This window comes from Clostridium sp., assembly GCF_036642255.1.
Lineage (GTDB): Bacteria > Bacillota > Clostridia > Clostridiales > Clostridiaceae > Clostridium_J.
Genome location: NZ_JAVWDJ010000001.1, coordinates 68,342 through 89,198 on the forward strand (window position 1 = coordinate 68,342; position 20,857 = coordinate 89,198).

The 20,857-nt window shown below is 31.1% G+C and carries 16 protein-coding genes and 1 pseudogene; all 17 read right to left on the reverse strand.

Annotated elements, in window-relative coordinates:
* Positions 1-16 precede the first annotated feature (16 nt).
* A complete protein-coding gene (yjeM, locus tag RR409_RS00295) occupies positions 17-1,525 on the reverse strand; it encodes a glutamate/gamma-aminobutyrate family transporter YjeM (RefSeq protein WP_332555713.1) in 1,509 nt (502 codons plus the stop codon).
* Positions 1,526-2,119: 594 nt separating this feature from the next.
* Positions 2,120-3,898, reverse strand: coding sequence for an aminopeptidase P family protein (locus RR409_RS00300; RefSeq protein WP_332555714.1), 1,779 nt, complete (start codon positions 3,896-3,898; stop codon positions 2,120-2,122).
* A 328-nt stretch (positions 3,899-4,226) separates the two neighbouring features.
* The gene (gene glnA / locus RR409_RS00305) at positions 4,227-5,657 is read right to left on the reverse strand and encodes a type I glutamate--ammonia ligase (RefSeq protein WP_332555715.1); all 1,431 of its coding nucleotides are present in this window, start codon (positions 5,655-5,657) and stop codon (positions 4,227-4,229) included.
* A 389-nt stretch (positions 5,658-6,046) separates the two neighbouring features.
* Positions 6,047-6,766 carry a PHP domain-containing protein gene (locus tag RR409_RS00310; protein WP_332555716.1) on the reverse strand — a complete coding sequence of 240 codons (720 nt, stop codon included), beginning with the start codon at positions 6,764-6,766 and terminating at the stop codon, positions 6,047-6,049.
* 121 nt (positions 6,767-6,887) lie between these two features.
* Complete coding sequence (locus RR409_RS00315) at positions 6,888-7,424, reverse strand: hypothetical protein (RefSeq protein ID WP_332555717.1); 537 nt, start codon at positions 7,422-7,424, stop codon at positions 6,888-6,890.
* A gap of 242 nt (positions 7,425-7,666) precedes the next feature.
* Positions 7,667-9,019, reverse strand: a complete 1,353-nt coding sequence (gene dsdA / locus RR409_RS00320) for a D-serine ammonia-lyase (RefSeq protein ID WP_332555718.1) — start codon at positions 9,017-9,019, stop codon at positions 7,667-7,669.
* 217 nt (positions 9,020-9,236) lie between these two features.
* A pseudogene (locus RR409_RS00325) lies at positions 9,237-10,688 on the reverse strand (DHA2 family efflux MFS transporter permease subunit).
* On the reverse strand, positions 10,685-11,146 hold the full coding sequence (locus tag RR409_RS00330) for a MarR family transcriptional regulator (RefSeq protein ID WP_332555719.1): 462 nt from the start codon (positions 11,144-11,146) through the stop codon (positions 10,685-10,687). The pseudogene RR409_RS00325 and the gene RR409_RS00330 overlap by 4 nt, the downstream one beginning before the upstream one ends.
* A 143-nt stretch (positions 11,147-11,289) precedes the next feature.
* Positions 11,290-12,096: a DUF368 domain-containing protein gene (locus RR409_RS00335; RefSeq protein WP_332555720.1), complete on the reverse strand. Its 807-nt coding sequence runs from the start codon at positions 12,094-12,096 to the stop codon at positions 11,290-11,292.
* Between the two features lie 311 nt (positions 12,097-12,407).
* On the reverse strand, positions 12,408-13,001 hold the full coding sequence (gene clpP / locus RR409_RS00340) for an ATP-dependent Clp endopeptidase proteolytic subunit ClpP (protein WP_332555721.1): 594 nt from the start codon (positions 12,999-13,001) through the stop codon (positions 12,408-12,410).
* Between the two features lie 30 nt (positions 13,002-13,031).
* Positions 13,032-13,442 carry a helix-turn-helix transcriptional regulator gene (locus RR409_RS00345; protein WP_332555722.1) on the reverse strand — a complete coding sequence of 137 codons (411 nt, stop codon included), beginning with the start codon at positions 13,440-13,442 and terminating at the stop codon, positions 13,032-13,034.
* 143 nt (positions 13,443-13,585) lie between these two features.
* Entirely contained in the window at positions 13,586-14,293 is a 708-nt protein-coding gene (locus tag RR409_RS00350) for a DUF4367 domain-containing protein (RefSeq protein WP_332555723.1), read from the reverse strand.
* Positions 14,286-14,846 carry a sigma-70 family RNA polymerase sigma factor gene (locus RR409_RS00355; protein WP_332555724.1) on the reverse strand — a complete coding sequence of 187 codons (561 nt, stop codon included), beginning with the start codon at positions 14,844-14,846 and terminating at the stop codon, positions 14,286-14,288. The genes RR409_RS00350 and RR409_RS00355 overlap by 8 nt, the downstream gene beginning before the upstream one ends.
* A gap of 121 nt (positions 14,847-14,967) precedes the next feature.
* Positions 14,968-15,162 carry a hypothetical protein gene (locus RR409_RS00360; RefSeq protein ID WP_332555725.1) on the reverse strand — a complete coding sequence of 65 codons (195 nt, stop codon included), beginning with the start codon at positions 15,160-15,162 and terminating at the stop codon, positions 14,968-14,970.
* Between the two features lie 415 nt (positions 15,163-15,577).
* Positions 15,578-16,114, reverse strand: coding sequence for a hypothetical protein (locus tag RR409_RS00365; RefSeq protein ID WP_332555726.1), 537 nt, complete (start codon positions 16,112-16,114; stop codon positions 15,578-15,580).
* 577 nt (positions 16,115-16,691) lie between these two features.
* On the reverse strand, positions 16,692-18,929 hold the full coding sequence (locus RR409_RS00370; RefSeq protein ID WP_332555727.1) for an excinuclease ABC subunit UvrA: 2,238 nt from the start codon (positions 18,927-18,929) through the stop codon (positions 16,692-16,694).
* A gap of 282 nt (positions 18,930-19,211) precedes the next feature.
* Entirely contained in the window at positions 19,212-20,414 is a 1,203-nt protein-coding gene (locus tag RR409_RS00375) for an MFS transporter (protein ID WP_332555728.1), read from the reverse strand.
* Positions 20,415-20,857: the final 443 nt, after the last annotated feature.

Consider the following 20,857-nt stretch of genomic DNA (forward strand, 5'->3'; position numbering starts at 1 on the left):
TATAAAATATTTAATTTTACGCTACGTTATTCTTCTTTTGACCTTTGATTTTCTTTTCGTAGTTGTTGTACATTACAACAGCAACTATAGCAAAGAATACTGGTCCTGCAATACTATAAAGTGTAGTTTTTACATCACCATTCATTGCTGGATCTATGATTGAGAAGAAGTTAGCGAATCCAACTGTGAATGTTACTATTATAGCTGCTACTAAAGAGAAGCTTTGAGATTTAAACACTTCGAATGGCTTGTGTATATCCGTTCTTCTCTTAAATGATATAAATGCAATCGATAAGAACATATATGGTATTGTCATTGCAACGTTAGTCATCGCAACTAATATATCGAAGAACTTAGAAACTGCATCTCCACCGAAAGAAACTAATAATATCATAACTATTACTATTGTAGCTTGAATCCACATAGCATTTATTGGCATTCCATCTTTAAGCTCGCCCATTTTTCCTGGCCATAATTCTTTTGGAGCACCTTCAATTAGTTGCTTTAATGGAGCATAAGATAATGCGAAGAACGCACCTGTTAATGCTAATAACATTGATAATCCTACAAATCTAGCTACCCAGTTACCCATTTGAATTGCTACTGCATTAGAAGCACCAAATGCTGTTCCTAATTGGAATCCAAGATTATTCATTACAACATAACCAACGTTACCCATGTGAGCCTTATCACCTGAAAGAACTGCTTGCCAATTTGTGAATATTCCAATACAGAAGATACCAACTGAGTATCCAATTGCTATAACTATAGCCGCAATTGCAATACCTTTTGGGAAATCTCTCTCTGGATTTTCAGCTTGGTCAACAAGCCCTCCAACAACTTCTATTCCACCATAAGCAAATATAGCGAAAACTAAGAATGAGAATGTTGCAACTAAACTACCAACATATTTTGGGTTTGGAGATGTTGTGAAAGATACTGGTTGTTGGAAGTCTCCACCGTTACCGATGAATACAAGAATTGCTCCAACTATTAAAACGATGTTTAATGCTGCAACTGCAGTACCACCAACTGAAGTAATTTTTCTAATCTTATCTAATCCTCTAGAAGATGTAAATGTTACAAATAATATCCAAAGAACTGCAAGTATTCCTAAAGTTTGTGGTGTAGATAAGCCAAATAATGACCAAGTTTTACTTTTATCTACTCCGAATATAGCATTTGAGAATGGAACCCAAATACCTGAAGAAACGTTAACCATCCATATGATATTTGATGCATACCACATGAAAGTTGCCATGAAGGCATATCTTGGTCCAACAGATTTCTCCATCCAAGAGAATATTCCACCTTTTTCATTTTTAAAAGCTGCACCATACTCAGCCATCATGAATGCGAATGGTATAAAGAATGTAATTGCTGATAACATATACCAAGGAATCGCTGCATAACCCATTAAGAAGAATGATCTTGGCATGTTGTTAAATCCATAAACAGAAGTAAAAATCATTAATATTAATGATACCAGTGTTAATTTTTGTGTACTTTTACTGTTTGATGACATTTTTTTATCCTCCCTTTATTTATAAATATTTAATTAAATTATAATAACTTAATTACCTCGCAAATATCATTATACTCATACTACTAAAAAAATCAATATTTCTTAAAAAGTTTTAATATTTGATTTTTTCCGTCAAATTAAACAATTGGTCTTAGCATTGGACAAAATTTCACTAACAGTTACTAAAGTTGGTTATTCACTATTAAAATGCATATATTTAGCCCTAAATATTTAGTTATTATAAGTGTTATAGTATATAAAAAATGGACACAATTCTGAAAATTAATTTTAAACCTTTACATCTGTTAATTGTTTCACAGGATTTCATATTTTAAATATTTATGAACACTATTACTTTAAGATTATTATTTCATTAAATTCCATTTTTATGTGCTATTTGTTTAATTTTCAACTCCAAAATCTCGAATAATATGTAAAATTTAACACTAGTACCCCTTTACTGTGTACTATCGTTATAAATAACTCTTATAATAGTAATGAGGATATAGTAAAAGCAATTTAAAATACTTTTACTATATCCTCGGTTTCTAATTAATTATGATTTTCTTCATAGATGTTTTATGGGAATACTAATTATATAGCTCTTGTGGCATGTTTTAACCATGCTTTTTCTTCTTCAGTTAAGTAGCTTTCTAATTTGTTATATACAACTTCATGGTAATTATTTAACCATTGTCTTTCTTCATTAGATAATAGCTCAACTTTTATTGCTTCTATTTCAAATGGACAATAAGTTAATACATTAAACTTCATAAATCTACCGAACTCAGTATCCATATCTTTAGTTACAGTAATTAGATTTTCAAGTCTAATTCCATGTTTTCCTTCTCTGTATATTCCTGGTTCATTTGACATCACCATACCCTCTTCTAAAGGCACATTTAAAACCTCTTTTCTTATGCTATGAGGTCCTTCATGTACATTTAATAAGTATCCGATTCCATGTCCCGTACCGTGGTTGTAGTTTATCCCTCTATCCCACATAGGTTTTCTTGCTAGAATATCTAAATTACATCCTGCAATACCATATAAAAACTTAGCCATAGTTAATGCTATATTTCCTTTTAATACAGAAGTATAGTCTATAATTTCTTCTTCAGTCAATTCACCTAAAGCTAAAGTTCTTGTAATGTCTGTAGTTCCATCTAAGTATTGACCACCTGAATCAATTAAGTATAAGCTTCTTGGTTCCAATTTTGAGTGGTTTTCGTTAGTTGCATGATAATGAACAATTGCTCCATTTGGACCATATCCAGATATAGTTGAGAAACTTATATCTACGAAGCCTTCTCTTTCACTTCTAAATTGTGTAAGTTTATCTGCAGCTGTTATTTCAGTAATTTCCTCTTTTCCTATGTTTTTCTTTAACCAATTAAAGAATTTAACCATAGCTACACCATCTTTTACCATGGCATTTTCTATATTTTTAAGCTCAGTTTCATTTTTTCTTGCTTTTAAATCAGTGGTAATATTTCTTTTTTCAATTATTTTCACATTGTTGTCTAAAGCATTTTTAATCCAAACATTAGTCTTAGTCGGATCGTATGTAACAACTGCATTTTCATTTAGCTTTGTAATATCATTTACTATATCTTCATAACCTTTGATGTTTATATTATTTTCTTCTAAATACTTAGATATTTCATCACTTAATTTTTCTCTATCTATATATAGAGTGCAAGCTTTATCATCCATCAAAAGATAACTTAAGAATACTGGATTACATGGTACATCCGCTCCCCTTAAGTTTAATAACCAAGCTATATCATCTAGAGATGCTAGTATAAAGTCAGTAGCGCCTTCTTTTTGCATTTCTTCTCTAACCATAGCTAACTTTTCTATTACTGATTTACCAGTGTATTTTAATTCATGTATAAACATTTTTCCATTTGGCATAGCTGGTCTATCATTCCATAGTTTTTGGAACAAATCTTCTTCAATCTTTATATTAATATTTCTACTTGCGAATAGTGCCTTTAAACTATCTAAAGCTGCTACAGTAAACACTTTACCATTGAAGGCAACTGTGGAACCCGATTTAAGATTGTCTGCTAACCACTCTACGTGATTTTTTACTCCTGGCTCTCCAAGTTTTTCTAATATATAGCTTGTTCCTTCTATTTCTTTTGCTCCTTGAATAAAATATCTTCCATCAGTCCAAAGGTGAGCTTCATTTAAAGTAACTACAGCAGTACCTGCAGATCCTGTAAATCCTGATATCCATTCTCTAGTTCTAAAGTATTCACTTACATACTCACTTCCATGGTTATCGTCACTTGGAATGATAAAAGCATCTATTCCTCTTTCTCTCATTAGGGTTCTTAAACTATTAACTCTTGAATCAATGTTCATAATTTCTCCTCCTGACATATTATGTTCTTCTTTTAGTGCAAAAACTTTTTGATAAATCTTGCTTAAATATGTATATTTTTGAAAGCAAACTAATTTATAAGGCTATTATATTATATTGTTTTTGAAAGTACAAATATTTAAAACAAAATTACTATTCAAAACTAATATACTTTTCATCCTATCTTTTGTAATTCCATGTCCTTTTATTAAAAAATTAATAGAAATTAATTAAAATCCTGAAGGAAATCTTATAATATTTACCCTTTATAAGATTTTCTTTTTTACAAATAAAAAAGTCCCATTGATTTTTCAATAGGACTTTTCATTTTTATAGATCGTAGTAAAGTTCAAACTCTATTGGAGATGGTACTTTAGCTATTTTCATCACTTCTTTTTCATACTTAAACCTAATCCAATTATTTATAAAATGAGTATCAAATACTCCATCTCTAAGCAAGAATTCATTGTCTTTTTTAAGTTCTTCAAGTGCTTCTTCCAAGGAAGTTGGAAGAGCTTCGATCTTATTTCTTTCCTCTTCCGGCATGTCAAATACATTTATGTCATATGGTCCGAAGCCTTCTTCTGTAGGATCTATTTTATTTAATATTCCATCAATACCCGCCATTAAAAGTGCAGAATATGCCAAGTATGGATTTGCTGTTGCATCAGAAGGTCTAAACTCAAATCTACGCTTTTCAGGGTTTTTTACATATCCAGGTATTCTTATTACTGAGCTTCTATTACCCGTTGCAAAACAAATAGATACTGGCGCTTCAAAACCTGGAACTAATCTCTTATAGGAATTTGTTGATGGATTCGTGAAGGCTAATAATGCCTTAGAGTGTTTTAGTATACCACCAATAAAATACAATGCTTCTTTACTTAACATCGAATATCCATTGGCATCATAGAACAAGTTGCTTCCATCTTTTTTAAGAAGCATATGAACATGCATTCCACTTCCTGCCTCACCATATAGAGGTTTTGGCATAAAGGTTGCAGTTTTTCCATGTCTTACAGCTTCATTTTTAATAACATACTTAGCTATCATTGTAGCATCAGCCATTTTTCTCATTTCACCAAGTTCTACTTCTAACTCAAGTTGTCCTGCTGCTCCAACTTCATGATGATGATATTTAATATCCACTCCCATACTTTCAAGTTTTAAAGTCATTTCGCTTCTTAAGTCATTATTTGAATCATATGGTAGGTCTCTATGATAGCCTCTTTGGAATGGTACTTTATAACCGTAGTTTTCCTCTTTATCATTGGTATTCCAGTATGCTTGCTTTGAATTAATAGTTATTTCTTGGTGCTGATTCTTTGTTTCAAAACTAATATGGTCAAATATGTAGAATTCAAACTCTGGTCCTATAACGAATTCATCAGCTATACCAGTTCTTTTTAAATATTCTTCCGCCTTTTCAGCCACATATCTAGGATCACCACTGAATCTACCTTCTTCTTTTCCTACAGTGTAAATGTTTGCAATCATGGTTAAAGTAGGTATCTTACAATAAGAATCCACAAAAGCTGTAGTTAAATCTGGTATGAAACACATATCTGAGTTTTCTATACTTGAATACCCATAGCTTGATCCGTCAAATCCTATTCCCTCTTTAAAAATACTTTCATTTAATCTTTCTACTGGGATAGAAAGATGATTCCATCTTCCTGGTAAAGTTACTACTTTAAAGTCAACTATTCTTATATCATTTTCCTTAACGAAGTTTTCTAATTCACTATAATTCTGAAACACAGGATTCCCCTTCTTTCTTTTGAATATTATAAATTTTTGGTATTTTCAGTATAATACAAAAATCATTTATATTCAAATTATTCTTGTGGTCAGTAGAGCCAATTTAATAATGTTTATGCAAATTATCTTTCTCTATATTGACTAAATGAAGTTTTTCTTTCACTTCTTGCTACTATCTAACTAATTTTTGATTTATTAGCAGTAGAGGAGTAAAATTCATTTTTTCACACAATATTACAAAATGCAGATTCGGAAATTCTTTTTTTGCTTATACTCTTGAGTTTTTTCAAAATATAAAAGAAGTACTGTGAATTTATTATGTTCATAGTACCTCCTTCATAAAAAGAAATAAAATATTTAAGCTTCCCTACTATTTTTCTTGAGCTAGATTATACCACTTGTGAGGCTGTTAATTTAAGTAAAATATTTAATGATGATTCTTTTAGGAATATATCAATCTCCTCACTATCTAAAAATGCATCACCGATTAACCCATGTTTTAAGTCCATCTGCTTATTTGTATGAAAATCTGAACCAGCAGTATAAAAACATCCTTTTTCCTTACATATCTTCAAAAAGTTTCTTGTGTCATCCCTGGTGTTTCTAAAGTATTTTGCTTCAATTCCATGAAAAGGCATGGAAATTACATCCATAACATATCTTCTATTTATTGTTACGGGGTGAGCTAAAACTACTGTTGCGCCGAAGTGCTTCAACAGTGTTATACCACTCTCTACAGAGAGTTTTCCGCTGTCTAAGGTAATTTCTATTGAATCTCTTAATAATCTTTGCACCTGCTTGGTTTTTCTTGTTTTAATTAATCTTAAAATTTTTTGAAAGAAGTCATCTTTGTATCTATTACCATTAAAATATCCTAGAATATGAACACGATTTCCCTTGTATCTAGTGGATAGTTCAACCCCTGGAATTACTGCAACTCCATATTTTTCTCCAGCTAGTAAAGCTTCCTTCACTCCTGACATGGTGTTGTGATCTGTTAAAGCTATAATATCCACTCCTTGTTTCTTTGCAAACTGTACTACCTCAAAAGGCGTAAGCCTCCCATCTGAAGCAGTAGAATGAATATGAAAATCTCCCTTTAAAAACATTATAATACTCCACATATTGCTATACTACATACTATTTATTAATACGAAAAATGGGTATAAAAAATTCTAAAAAGAACATATTTATTAGTCCCTTCCATTTTTTAAATTTTACTACTTAGTTTTATTTTTTCCTTACCCACTTTCTAAATAAGTCTGGTCTTAATTTATCCACATGACTTAAAAATTCCTTATCATATCCAAGTTTATTTAGTTCTTCAAATATTCTCCTTGGGTAAGTAGTTTTTTCCTTCATCACTCTTGCAGTATCTATTATTCTAAAAAAGTTGTCAGAGGTTACAAATACATGAAATAACATTATATCCTGTCTACTATAACCCACCTTCCCTAATGTCTCATACACATCAATAAGCTTAGCTGAAATCTCTAAAGTCAATGGATGAACTTCTAAATATTTATCAAGTTCAACGCCTTGTATGCACTCCCTTACAATATATCTATCTCCATAGCTATATAACTTTGGAAAATGTGGATCTCCTTGAGCCATCTTTAAAGTCTTCACTTCTTTTTTACATGAATCTCCGCTTTTAAAAATCTTTATACATTTTTGTGAATCAATCTTATATACCCATCCCTGAGTTCCCTTTCCCAAAAGTTCTAGTTCTTCAATGTCATATCCGCCATACTTTTTAATATTCATCACCTACTAATATTACTAAGGCATCTCCTAAAAATAACTAGCCAATATTTCTAACATTCTAGGTATAACTTCATTACTCAATTATATTTTCCTTATCTAAAAAACCTTTTTGTGGATATACACTATCCTTGGCATTTTTCACTCTTTATTTTTATAGATGCCTGAATCTTATTATTAGTATATGATATATAAAAAAACAGGGCACAATAAATGTGCCCTAAATTCCTTTTACTTTTACTAATCTAACTTTTCCCCTTAGAATAATACTTCATCATTTCTTCTTGTGGCACCATACTTCCCCCTGTTGCCCAAGCTATATGTGTGGCATTATCCATCTTATTCTCCAAGTTATTATACTTTATATAAGCTCTTCCTTCTTCAGTTTTAAACAAATTAATTATACCTGGTATACTTGCTAGTGCTGAAGGCTCTAGATAGATCTTTTGTGAATCTGCAAGTAAGCTTAACAACACATACAATTCATTATCATCAACAGTATAAATACCACTTAAAATTTCTTCCATGGTTTTACCTATAAAGCCAGATGCTCTTCCTACAGCTAATCCATCTGCAATAGTAACATTATCTATTCCAAAGTCCTGTACTGAAACCTGATTATGTTGCTTTGTCATCATTCCAACTAACATACAAGGTGAATGGGTGGGTTCTGCAAAAAAACAGTGAACATTATCTTTGAATACTAACTTAAGTCCAAAAGCCACGCCTCCTGGTCCTCCACCAACTCCACAAGGAAGGTAAACAAATAGAGGATGTTCTTCATTTACTATAACCTTCATTTCCTCTAGTTGATTTCTTAACCTTAGTGCTGCAACAGCGTAACCCAAAAATAAATCAACAGAATTTTCATCATCCACAAAGTAGCTTTTGGGATTCATTTCTGATAGTTTTCTACCCTCTTCCACTGCCTTACTATAATCTGATTTATATTCTACTACAGTAACACCTTTACTTCTTAATAGATCTTTCTTCCACTGCTTTGCATCAGCGGACATGTGTACTGTGACTTTAAACCCTAACTTTGCACTAATGATTCCAATACTTAGTCCTAAATTTCCTGTAGAACCTACAGCTATTGAATACTGCGCAAAAAAACTCCTAAATTTATCACTGTCTATAATTGAATAATCATCTTCTTTTTTAAGAATCCCTTCTTGAAAAGCTAAATCTTCAGCATGTTTTAGCACTTCATAGATTCCGCCTCTAGCCTTAATAGACCCCGAAATTGGAAGATGGCTATCACATTTTAACAATAATTGTCCTAATATCTCAGTATGGTATAAATTTTCTATACTACTTTTCATGTTTGAAATTTCTACAATAGGTGATTCAATGATACCTTTTGTATTTTCCGTCTCTGGAAATACCTTTGCAATGTATGGGGCGAATCTAAATAATCTCTCCTCTGCTTCTTTTACATCGTCCATATTAATATTTATATTCTTAATTCCCTTTTCAAAATTCTTGTATTTAGGATTCATCCAGAATACCTCTTTTGTTTCCATAACATCCACTAATAAAGGATATTCCTCTTTCCACTTTTTGATTGACTTCCCCAAAATTAATTTACTTTCCATATAATTTATCCCCCTATCACCTATTTTTATCTATCTTAAATTTAAAACTTTCCTTAAACATCGCGTTACATCAATTATACAATACCCTTTTAAATGAGGAAATAATAATAATTTTTAATATGTTGTAACTTTTTAAGAATAAGGCTCCTTATTCTTTTAAAAAAACCTTACTAGACATATCTAATAAGGTTTTTTTAATGTAAAATATTAAATTAACTTAGTCTTGTCCAATCGTTGCTTTAATGTGTACTTTTTTCTTACTATTATAGAGTCTTATTGCTGTTAATACGGCTCCTAATACACATATGCTTGCCGCAGTAATATATACATAATTCATTCCATAGACAAATATATCATCTCTTTCAGGGACATAACTAAAAACAGGATACCCAATTTTATAGCTCATTCGATTATATAAAATACTTGTGGATAAGGAAACTCCCATAACCATTCCTAAGTTTCTTATTAAGGCATTAACACTACCTGCTATACCTAATTTATCCCTTGGTACCGTAGACATTATTAAAGAGGTGTTAGGAGATTGGAATAATCCATTTCCCAAAGACATTATTGCAATGAAGCTAATCATTGTCCAAGGACTAGAGAACTCATTTAGTGTAGACATAAGAAATAATCCTATACTAGTGAAAGTTAACCCAAAGAAGGTTAACACTTCAGATCCAATTTTATCAGACAAATAACCACTAAAAGGTGCAACTACAGATAAAATTAGTGGATATACCATCATAAATAACCCTGTGACTTCTGGTGGTAGCTTCAATACGTTTTGCAGATAAAAAGGTTGTATTATATTTGAAGAACCTATAGCTATAAAGGATGTGAATGCACAAAAGATACTAAGAGAAAATAGTGGATTATAAAATATCTTAAGATCCAACAGTGGTTTTTCAATATTTTTTTCTATAATAACAAATACCACTAAAGATAAGATTGCTAAAATAAAACCTGCAATAATCATAGGATTACTATATCCCATATGTTGCCCAAAAGTAAGTGCACAGATTAGAGCTATGATAAATATGTTAAACAATATGGCACCCTTAATGTCTAATTTTTCTTTTGAGGAAGAAGTATTCTTAGGAAAATTCTTCATTGCCCAAAAAAAAGTAAACAATCCTATTGGTATATTTATAAGGAAAATATATTTCCAACTTATTAAAGATATTATAAATCCCCCTAGTGGTGGCCCCACCATAGTACCTAATGCTACAAAGGTACCTGAAATTCCTAGGGCTCTCCCCCTTTCGTTGCTAGGAAATACCTGAGTGATAATTCCTTGACTTGTGGCCATAGTGGCAGCTGCCCCAATAGCTTGTACAGCTCTTGCTAGAACTAATATTTTTAAAGAATTAGTAATTCCACAAAGTAAAGATCCTAAAGTAAATAAAATAATCCCAAACTTGAATACAGTGGTTTTTCCTTTCGTATCTCCTAATCTTCCGAAGATTAAGATAGTAGAAGCTATAACTATTAAATAGCTCGTTACTACCTATTCTATGGCGGCCATTGTAACCATAAGTTTATCTGCCATCACTGGTAATGCAACATTCACAATACTACTATCTAAGCAAGACATAAAAGTCATCAATACTACATTAAATAAAATAATCCATCTGTTTTTATACATATTGTCATTTAACTTATTCATAATCTACAATCACCTTTCTCATTTTTTATCTTATATTCCTTTGCATTATTTAATACTTTATCCAAAAGTTGTCCTAGGATAACTTTCTCTTCAGTGCATAGGTCAGCAGTTATTATACTAATCCAATGAAGAATTTCTTTTTTAATTTCCGGAACTATTTCCTTTCCCTTATCTGTAAGATATAGTTTATATGCTCTTGAATCCTTTTCATCATTCTTCTTTTCTATAAATTGAAGTTCTATAAGTTTTTTGATAGCCCTAGCTGACAAGGCTTTATCCACGTTAAGCTCTTTGCTGATTTCATTTTGATTTATACCCTCATTATTGTAAAGCACAAGAAGAAATGGATAAGTTCCAGTGGTTAAATTAAACTTAGCCATTGCTTCATCTGTATAGGATTGAGTAATTCTAGAAATAGTGTTAACGAATTTAATCAAAGGGGTAATTTCCTCTACCATAATTTTTTCTCCTAAAATTTAATTTTCAATAATAAAATACAGCAATATAGTTGATTGGTCAACTATATTGCTGTATAAAAAAGTGTTAATTTATTTAAAACTATAAATAAATTAACACTTTATATTGTTTTACTTATTAACGATTAGCCTATTTCCCTTTTACTTATCCAATGGATTAATAAGTATCCTATTATTAAAGCTACTACGGAAGCTACTGCTGTAAGGCCTGTAGGTATTCCTGGAAATACTGGTATTAAAGATCCTAGTACAAATCCCAAAATAAGCATGTAAGTTTTTCTTGGTTGCTTTTGAAGCAGGTTTTCTATAGTTCTAGCAGTGCCTAAAGTACCTAACACTACTCCAAGTCCTAATGGGATTAAAAAGCCTATATTCCTAGTATTTACAGCATTTAAAAAGATATTATATAGTCCTAAGGTTAGTAGCATAAAAGATGCACTTATTCCTGGTAAAATCAATGCAATAGCAATGATTATTCCTGCTATAAAAAGAAATACCATGCTCATAATACCTTCGCCCATGGCTAAGGTAGTTGTAGCTGCCGGCTCCATAGACATCACTAACACAATCACAAAACCTAATATTAAAAAGATTATATCTTTTATATCCTTTTTTCCCTCTGTAGACTTCTTATATAATACTGGTACTCCACCACAGATAACTCCAATAAAAAAGAATCTCATTATGGATGGATATTGATTTAAAGCTGATTCTAATAATCGACTAAAAAGTCCAATTCCTAGAACTGCTCCTAATCCTACCTGCATTAAAAATATGGTGTGTTTTTTCCAATCTTTGAAGAAAGAGCTAATTGAGTGTATTAAATCGTCATAAATTCCTAATATTACTGCCATGGTTCCACCACTAACTCCTGGAACTAAGGTGGCAACTCCCACAACTATGCCTTTTAAAAAATTAACTAGTTTTTCCACTTTGTCCTCCTACATTTTCACTTATACTCATACTTATTTTTACCCTAATCATAGGTAAAATTATAAGCCTTTAAAAGATCTTTGTAAAATATTTTTTGCAATAAGCTAAAACTACATCATATTTAAAGAAAAATAGTACTTAAACTACATGTTACTGTAATTTAAGTACCTTTATTCAAAACAATATTTTCACTCACATCTCTCTTTATATAAGAAAGCTTATTAAAAGCATTGCCTTTGCAGGAGTTTAACCTCAGTCCAATATCCTTTAACAAAATGAACCTATTCATATGGAATAATTTATCTATTTATTATCTTAATGGTCTTGATAGTATACCATCAATAAGTCCATACTCTTTGGCCTCAGTTGATGTCATAAAATTATCTCTTTCCATATCATATGTTAGTTTTTCTACAGATTGACCTGTTTTTTCACTATATATTTCTACAAGTCTCTCTTTTGTCTTTAACATTCTTTCAGCATATATCTTTATATCGGTGGCTTGCCCGCTTAATCCTCCTGATACAGATGGCTGATGAATCATAATTTCACTATTTGGTAAAGCAAATCTTTTTCCCTTAGCTCCACCAGCTAATAAAAAGGATCCCATACTAGCGGCCATTCCCAAACATATAGTAGACACATCTGGTTTAATGTATTGCATAGTATCATAAATAGCAAGCCCTGCAGTGATTACCCCTCCAGGGCTATTTATATAAAATATTATATCTCTATCTGGATCTTCAGCTTCTAAAAACAGCATTTGAGCTATAATAATGCTAGCTGTAGTGTCATTAACTTGATCACTAAGAACTATAATCCTATCCTTTAAAAGCCTTGAGTAGATATCATAAACTCGTTCGCCTCTGCCTGTTTGCTCTATAACCGTAGGTACATAACTCATTTAAATTTCCCCTTTCAAATTTTAAACATATTATGCAGCCTTACAAATTGGACTTACCCTTGGTTGTATAGTAGTGTTTTTATAGTATAACTCTGCTCTTCTATACAATAAAACGTTAACCTTGGCTTTCCTAAATTCTCCTGGAGAAACCTTAAACATTCTTTTAAAGGCTCTTGAAAAAGCTTCCTGAGAGCTAAACTGATATTTTAATGCAACATCAACTATCTTTGCATTGGTTTCAACTAACTCTTTAGCAGCTTCTGTTAGCCTTCTCTTTCTAACATACTCCATTACTGTTTCACCCACTAATTCATGAAAGACTCTATGATAATGATACTTAGAAAGAAAAGTTCGCTTAGCTAAATCCTCAAGAGATATTCTTTCTATTAAGTTATTTTCAATAAACTCTATAGATTTTTCAATTGTTTCATTATTATTCATAGTAAACCTCCATTTCATTAAAGCTACATAACTTAATTATAAAGGGATTAAAGTTAAAATTCCTGACATTTTTTGCTCTGTTTTATTATTTGATATATTATTCCCTTCCACGGTTTATTCCTTAAATTTAATGATATCTTTACTTATTTTAAGCTTCTTGCGACTTTAATTGCCTCTTCTTCAGAAATAGTTCCCTCAATTGTATATAACCTTTCGCCTATAAACCACCTTAATTCAGCACTTTCATTTAAATTATTTCTGAAGGATTTAATATATCCTTTTATTCCATTAATATCTACGATTCTATATTCTTCAGTACTCTTCCACATAGTATTTCCTTCAACACTTATTACTAATATTTTATCCTGTGCAAAATACTCTATCCATAGATTCCTTGTTTCTGTGTCATTATTACTAACCCCATGAATTTCCTTAAGCTTGAATCCATTTGGTAAGTATGCAGGTTCTAACACATTAACCTCTAAATATTTTTTTGCCTCATCCAATGTTTTAATATCACTTGAAACTATAGGCCCAGGAAGTATTATTTCTTCGCCACCCTCATGTGCCTCAGTTGTAGAATTATCCGGTGCTAGCATCACATTTGCATTTTCAATGTTATTTTTACCGATTTCATCATTAGTATTCCATGGTTTAACTGAACGTCCCCATATGAAAATCAATAATAAAACCACACCAAAGCAGGTTGCAGGAACTAATGGAGTTTTAATAAATCTCTTGCTTTTACTTTCTCTACACTTTATCAGTGTTCTTTCTTTTAACTCTTCACTTACTTTTATATCTTTCATAATATCATCTGCTAAGCTTTTAAAGTTTTTTTGGTTATCCAAAATAATCAATCCTCCCATCCAGTTTGTTTTTAAGGATTTCTCTTGCTCTATGAAGTCTGCTTCTCACAGTACCTTCAGCCACACCTAAAACTTTACTTATTTCTTTAGTACTAAATTCCTGATAATAATAAAGTAACACTACATCTTTTAAATTAGGCTGTAGTGTTATCACTGTATCAAACAATATTTTATTTTCTACTAGTTTAATAACAGTTTCATCTGTATCCTTTTCATACTTATCTACATTAATAACTTTATCTGTTACAAACACCCTTTTAAACCATGAATTTCTTAGAAAATCCTTACAGACATTAATAGTTATACTAATAATCCAGGTTTTTTCACTACTTTCACCTTTAAAACTAGGATACTTTTTATATACTTTTATAAAAACTTCTTGAAAGGCATCTTCTGCTCTTTGCTTATCTTTCAAATATAGGTAAGCAGTCTTTAATACATCATTCCCATATAAATTCATCAATCTTTCTATCTCTCTGTGAATATCTAGCCCTTCAACCTCTCTGATCTCCTTTGGTGCAAAAAGAGGATTCATGAGACACCTCCTTATGAACATTTAATCCCATAAGCTTTAAATTATATCGGTATGCTACCTACCTATATTTCTTTATGAGTATTTTAGGATTTACTTACATACCTTGGATAAGTTAAATTCACTATATTTCTAAGTACTTTCTTTTAAATACTTTGTCCATTAGAAGTTTAATTCTTGTGAATACAAAGCTTATTATTCCTCTTTCATGTAATGTTATAGCTTCATCATAGGTTTCCCCTATAGCTAAAAACATCAAGCTCTTAAAACTTGGAATTATTAATGTGGATATCAATATAAACGTAATAATGTCCTTCATAATCACTCTTCCTTTCTAATAGTTTTATGATTCAACCTTATATTTTTCACTTATTTTTATCACTCTACTTATTAGACGAAAACTTTTTAGTTTTTGTTCTGGTTATCTTTTAAAAATAAAATATTTTTTAATATCTGATTTTATTTAAAGAATGCACTGCACTCTTACACTTTCATTTTTATATAATTTTAGTTCATTTGTATTCACAAACTTTCTTTCAAGTACACACTGAGACAAAACCTCTTCTAAAAGGAATTTGTTCATTATTTAATCCGTTGTAACTATCTTATATTCATCTTATTAATGCTTGTCCACTTAAAATTATAATTAAACATAAAGGTTCACATACTTTTTTATATATCATGTAAACCTTTATGCTACAAAAAACCTTTATTACTGTAATGATTTTGAATTTTTAGTTAGATGGGTTATATCCCACCACAGTCCATATTCCTGTGTTATCTTGTTTTATAAGTCGTTTTAGATAAACTGCTTTTATAGGTGTATCCTTTGCACTTACTTCTACTACTGCATCCTTTCCAGTGTTTTGTACTACCTTAAACTCTTCATATTTGATAGGATAATCCCCTTGGATGCCTTGAGGGAAAATTTTTAAACTTACAAATACTTGAGCCACAAAAGCAGGGTCTAATTTCCATGGTGAATGTCCTTCATCCACACTGCTTTGTTCTCTTTCTACAACTTCTAAATCTACTGAAACCTGCACTTGTGGCCTCCCTATGTCATCTTTCATTGCAGCACATTGAACTTCATCTCTCTTATTAATCATGTTCCCTAGAATATGTACAGAGGATAAATTAATTTCACTAGGAGATTTCCTTTCTGCAACCATTTCCTCCTTCCTCATATTTATCGATGTAATGAATAAAGCAACTATTAGGGAAAGTGTTAGGCTTAACCCCAATACTTTTCTTAAGTTTTCATTTTTCATAAACTTATACCTCCACTATTAAAATGACTTTTAACACCTTTCCATAATTAAAATTTTCTAATGTTAAATTTATTTTAAGCATCAACATAGTTATTGATACATAATTAATTTTTTCCAAATTATTTTACAGATTGATTTTAAAAGTATAAATCTTCTTTGGTGTTAATAACATTTAATAAATTGTATTTTGGTAAATAAAATAGAGTTAGATTCTACTACTACTGAGTGATTCTAACTCCTTTTCTCTAATTCCTTATTTAGTTTTACTTATTAAATTAGTAAATATTTAATTGCTGTGATTCATTAATAACATGATAGCGCTACTATTTATAATACCTTTTAACCTTATAATTAATTCACTAAACTGCTACTTTGCCTACTAAGTTTACAAATTTCTCTTAGATTAGTTTAAGCCATGTGATGGTATTTGTTATGGCTAATAAAATTCATAAAAAGGGTTATCTCACAATATTCATACATGAATCGTGAGATAACCCCTTTTATTATAAAAGCTAATTATCATATATTATCTACTAATTCAGTCTAGCCTTTTTAGATTTTGGATAGTAGATTCAAACTATATATATTTAGCTGTGAGTGATTCTTTACATTCGCTTAATTCTAAGGGGGTTCCCTGGAAAATTATTTCTCCACCTTTTACGCCACCCTCTGGGCCAAGGTCTATAATCCAATCTGCATTTTTGATAATGTCTATATTGTGTTCAATTATAATAACTGTATTTCCATTATCTACAATATTATTTACTATACCTATGAAATTCTCAATATCAGACATGTGTAGTCCAGTGGATGGTTCATCCATCACATATATTGAACTACTTTTATGTATTTCATTGGCAAGTTTTAACCTTTGACATTCTCCCCCGGATAAGGTATCAAGGGTTTGCCCTAAAGTTAAATATCCAATGCCCATTTCTTCTATTGACTTCAGCTTTGCTTTTATTGGTTTTTCTTTGAAAAATTCTAAAGCTTCTGAAACAGTCATGTCAAGAACCTCTATTATAGATTTCTCTTGGAACTTGTATTCTAACACTTCTTTTTTAAATCTTTTACCTTCGCAAACTTCACAGGTATTCTTGGTATTCTCCATAAATGCAAGATTGGTTTCGATAACTCCAAGGCCATTACAATTTTCACAAGCACCTGCTGAATTATAACTAAACAGTGATGCATCCACATTATTAGTTTTTGCAAAGACCTTTCTTATGTTGTCCATTATTCCACCATAAGTGGCTAAATTGGATCTAGAATTTGCAGAAACCGCACTTTGGTCAATTAAAACTGCATCCTTATTTTGTTTTAAAAACTCATGCTTCATAAGGGTACTCTTACCTGAACCTGCAACACCAGTTACCACAGTTAAAACACCTTTTGGAATCTTAACTGATATATTTTTCAAATTGTTTGAAGTACAATTATTAACTTCTAAATATCCCTTATGTTCTCTTGTATATTTCTTTATTAAAAGGCTCTTCCTTAGTGCATTACCTGTAAGTGTGCCAGAAGTTAGTAATTCATCATAACTTCCTTCAAATACTATATTCCCACCTTTGGTACCTGCATATGGTCCAACATCCACAACATAATCAGCAATTTTAATAACATCAGGATCATGTTCAACCACAATTACAGTGTTTCCTTTATCTCTGAGCTTTTGTAATAACTCATTTAATCTATGAACGTCTCTTGGATGAAGCCCGATGCTTGGCTCATCAAATATGTACATTAAATCTATAAGATTACTATTTAAATGCTTAACCATCTTTATACGCTGGGACTCACCACCTGAAAGAGTTGAGGTTTCTCTATCCAGTGTTAAATATCCTAGTCCAATATCTATGATGTTATTAAGCTTCTCTTTTATACTTTCAATTACCGTTCTCACTTCTGGCAATTTGATTTGGTCTATAACTTTAATGAGCTCATCAAGTTGCATTGACGTAAAATCTGAAATATTGTATCCATTAATTAAAACACTTAAAGCTTCTTGATTAAGCCTTTTCCCTTTGCAGAGAGCGCATTCTCCTTCAATCATCAAATTACTAAGCTTTTTCTTTGAAGCTTCAGACATTTCTTTATCACTCTTTAGATACAATCTATTGAACTTTATAATGAGTCCTTCATAAGTTATGTTCATTGTTCCAACGTCACTTACTTTTATTTTTTCAGGCTCTCCATATAAAAATTTATCTAATTCATCTTTTGAATAATCACATATCTTTTTATCATTATCAAAAAATCCAGATTCAGCAAAGATTTTCCAGGGCCAAGTACCAATACCAAAACCAGAAAGCAATATAGCCCCTTCATTTATTGACTTATTTTTATCTAGAATTTTATCTAAATCTACAGTTAGTTTCTTCCCAAGGCCTTCACACTCAGGACACATTCCACTTACATCATTAAAAGAAAATTTATTCCTTTGACCTATATGTGGCACCCCTATTCTTGAAAATAACATTCTAATGAATGGATTAATATCTGTAATGGTTCCAAGAGTTGACCGAGAATTTGAACCAATTCTTTTTTGATCAATGATTATTGGTGTTGATAAATTCCCTATATGATCTGCTTTTACTTCACCATATTTAGGGAGAAAATTTCTAATAAAAGCACTAAAAGTCTCATTTAGTTGACGTTTAGCCTCTGTTCCTATTGTGTCAAAAACAATAGATGACTTCCCTGAACCTGAAACTCCAGTAAATATAGTGATTTGTCTTTTAGGTACATTCAATGAAATATTTTTTAGGTTGTTCTCTCTTAAGCCTTTTAGGGTTATAAATTCATCCTTCATGTAATTCCTCCTTATTATTAATAATTACTTATTGTTGATTATTATTAGATAAATAAGCTTGAATTTTAAGTGTTGTTAAATACATAAATTCAGTTAAATTAAGGTAACCTTTTATGCTTTCACAATTTACATATTACCTATTTCTTCAAAATCTAAGTTGCAAATTAACTTCTAAATGTCTCTAAATTTGTTCCCTTAATGATTAGTGCTTTATCCTGAATTTACAACTTGGAAGCCTATTAAATCATAAAGTTGTAATTTATGTCAATTATATTTTAAAACTTATTCATATTTACGTGTCATAAAATAGCATAGAATTCCAACCAAGAACATAATAATTCCAGATATAATAAACCATGCATTAACCCCGATTATATCTGAAACCGGTCCAGATATTGCAAGTCCAAGTGGTGTAGTGAGGCTCATTATACTCATCATTAGAGACATCACTTTCCCGAGCTTTTCTGCTTCTATAGACTTTTGTATGTACGCCATATATGGAATTGAAAAAAACGTTCCTATAAACCCCATTAGAAATGAAACCCCTGCAAATCCAATGAAGAGATTTGAGGGTAAAGCTCCCCCTACTCCTGAAAAAATCCCTAGTGCCATTAATGATAGCGATATCATTAAAAATTGTTTTTTAATTCCACCGGAAATACCAATAATGAATGAGGATAGTAATAAGCCTGCCGAAAAGGAAAGTTGACTCACGCCATTGTGCCATGCAGTTCCCTGAAAATGAACCCTTATTAGTAATGGAAACAAGGAACTTAGAGGCATATATACTATTGTAGCCAAAATTACAGGTAAAATAAGCACCATCAATGGTTTATTGTTTCTAATTGCTATTATTCCTTGCTTCATATCATCTATGAAATGTAACTTAACTTCATTTCTTTTAATATCTGGTATACTTACAAATAAAAGTGTAATAATTGCTAACACTGCTCCAAAAATATCTACAAGCATAATGCTTTGAATATTAAAAACTGACATTAATGTTGCTCCTATAACTGGTCCAGCCATACTGGTGCCTGCATTAATCATCTGCCCTAAGCCACCAGCTTTCACTAGCTCTTCTCTTGGCACAAGTGTTGGAATTGTAGCTTGTAATGCTGGACTATGAAAAGTACTTCCCAATGCCCGCATAAATAATATGACATATATGAAAATAATAGATGGTTCTCCAAGAAGGAATGCTATTCCAAGGGCTGCACTAGAAACTGCAACTAATCCATCTGCCAAAATCATTACTTTTTTTCTATTATATCTGTCAACCCATACACCAGCAAATGGCCCTATGAGTGCTTGAGGCAAGAAACCAATAATTGATGCATTAGTCAGTGTAATTGCTGAGCTAGTTTTTATGGTAAGCCACCAGATAATAGAAAATTGTACTGCACCTGAACCAATAATAGAAAATGCTTGTCCCGTATAAATCAATGCAAAAACTTTCTTCCAATCTTGTTTTTCTTCATTCATAAAAATCCCTCCTTAATTATATATTTCAGAAGTGCTATATGTTCTCATTTCGCACCTCCCTTTTTTATTTCTTCAAATTGCATTTTTTATTATAGTATATAAATAATACCTTGGTGGTATAGTGGAGGGTTCATGAATTCTTTACTAATATTATCCAAAACAAGGGTAAATTTAGCACTAACCTAAACTTCTAATAAATAAGTGACACTATCTTGGGACTGCAATAAATAATAATTTACTCTGAAAGATGATGTTGTCAAAGAAGCCCAAGGGTATTATATAGCATGTATTCCAAAACTCTGTTCTATAACAAACTTACAAATACATCAAAAAAACCTCAATGTTTTATTGAGGGTTTTTATTAGGGCCAAAACATATTAAATTACAATTCATCAAAAATCTTTGTTTTTTATGGTACATCTCACTGTAACAACGCTATCAGA

Bases quoted from the DNA above. Each gene is read 5' to 3' on its own strand.
- yjeM (WP_332555713.1), bottom strand. From the start codon at position 1,525: ATGTCATCAAACAGTAAAAGTACACAAAAATTAACACTGGTATCATTA.
- RR409_RS00300 (WP_332555714.1), bottom strand. From the start codon at position 3,898: ATGAACATTGATTCAAGAGTTAATAGTTTAAGAACCCTAATGAGAGAA.
- RR409_RS00310 (WP_332555716.1), bottom strand. From the start codon at position 6,766: ATGTTTTTAAAGGGAGATTTTCATATTCATTCTACTGCTTCAGATGGG.
- RR409_RS00315 (WP_332555717.1), bottom strand. From the start codon at position 7,424: ATGAATATTAAAAAGTATGGCGGATATGACATTGAAGAACTAGAACTT.
- dsdA (WP_332555718.1), bottom strand. From the start codon at position 9,019: ATGGAAAGTAAATTAATTTTGGGGAAGTCAATCAAAAAGTGGAAAGAG.
- RR409_RS00330 (WP_332555719.1), bottom strand. From the start codon at position 11,146: ATGGTAGAGGAAATTACCCCTTTGATTAAATTCGTTAACACTATTTCT.
- clpP (WP_332555721.1), bottom strand. From the start codon at position 13,001: ATGAGTTATGTACCTACGGTTATAGAGCAAACAGGCAGAGGCGAACGA.
- RR409_RS00345 (WP_332555722.1), bottom strand. From the start codon at position 13,442: ATGAATAATAATGAAACAATTGAAAAATCTATAGAGTTTATTGAAAAT.
- RR409_RS00355 (WP_332555724.1), bottom strand. From the start codon at position 14,846: ATGAATCCTCTTTTTGCACCAAAGGAGATCAGAGAGGTTGAAGGGCTA.
- RR409_RS00360 (WP_332555725.1), bottom strand. From the start codon at position 15,162: ATGAAGGACATTATTACGTTTATATTGATATCCACATTAATAATTCCA.
- RR409_RS00365 (WP_332555726.1), bottom strand. From the start codon at position 16,114: ATGAAAAATGAAAACTTAAGAAAAGTATTGGGGTTAAGCCTAACACTT.
- RR409_RS00370 (WP_332555727.1), bottom strand. From the start codon at position 18,929: ATGAAGGATGAATTTATAACCCTAAAAGGCTTAAGAGAGAACAACCTA.
- RR409_RS00375 (WP_332555728.1), bottom strand. From the start codon at position 20,414: ATGAATGAAGAAAAACAAGATTGGAAGAAAGTTTTTGCATTGATTTAT.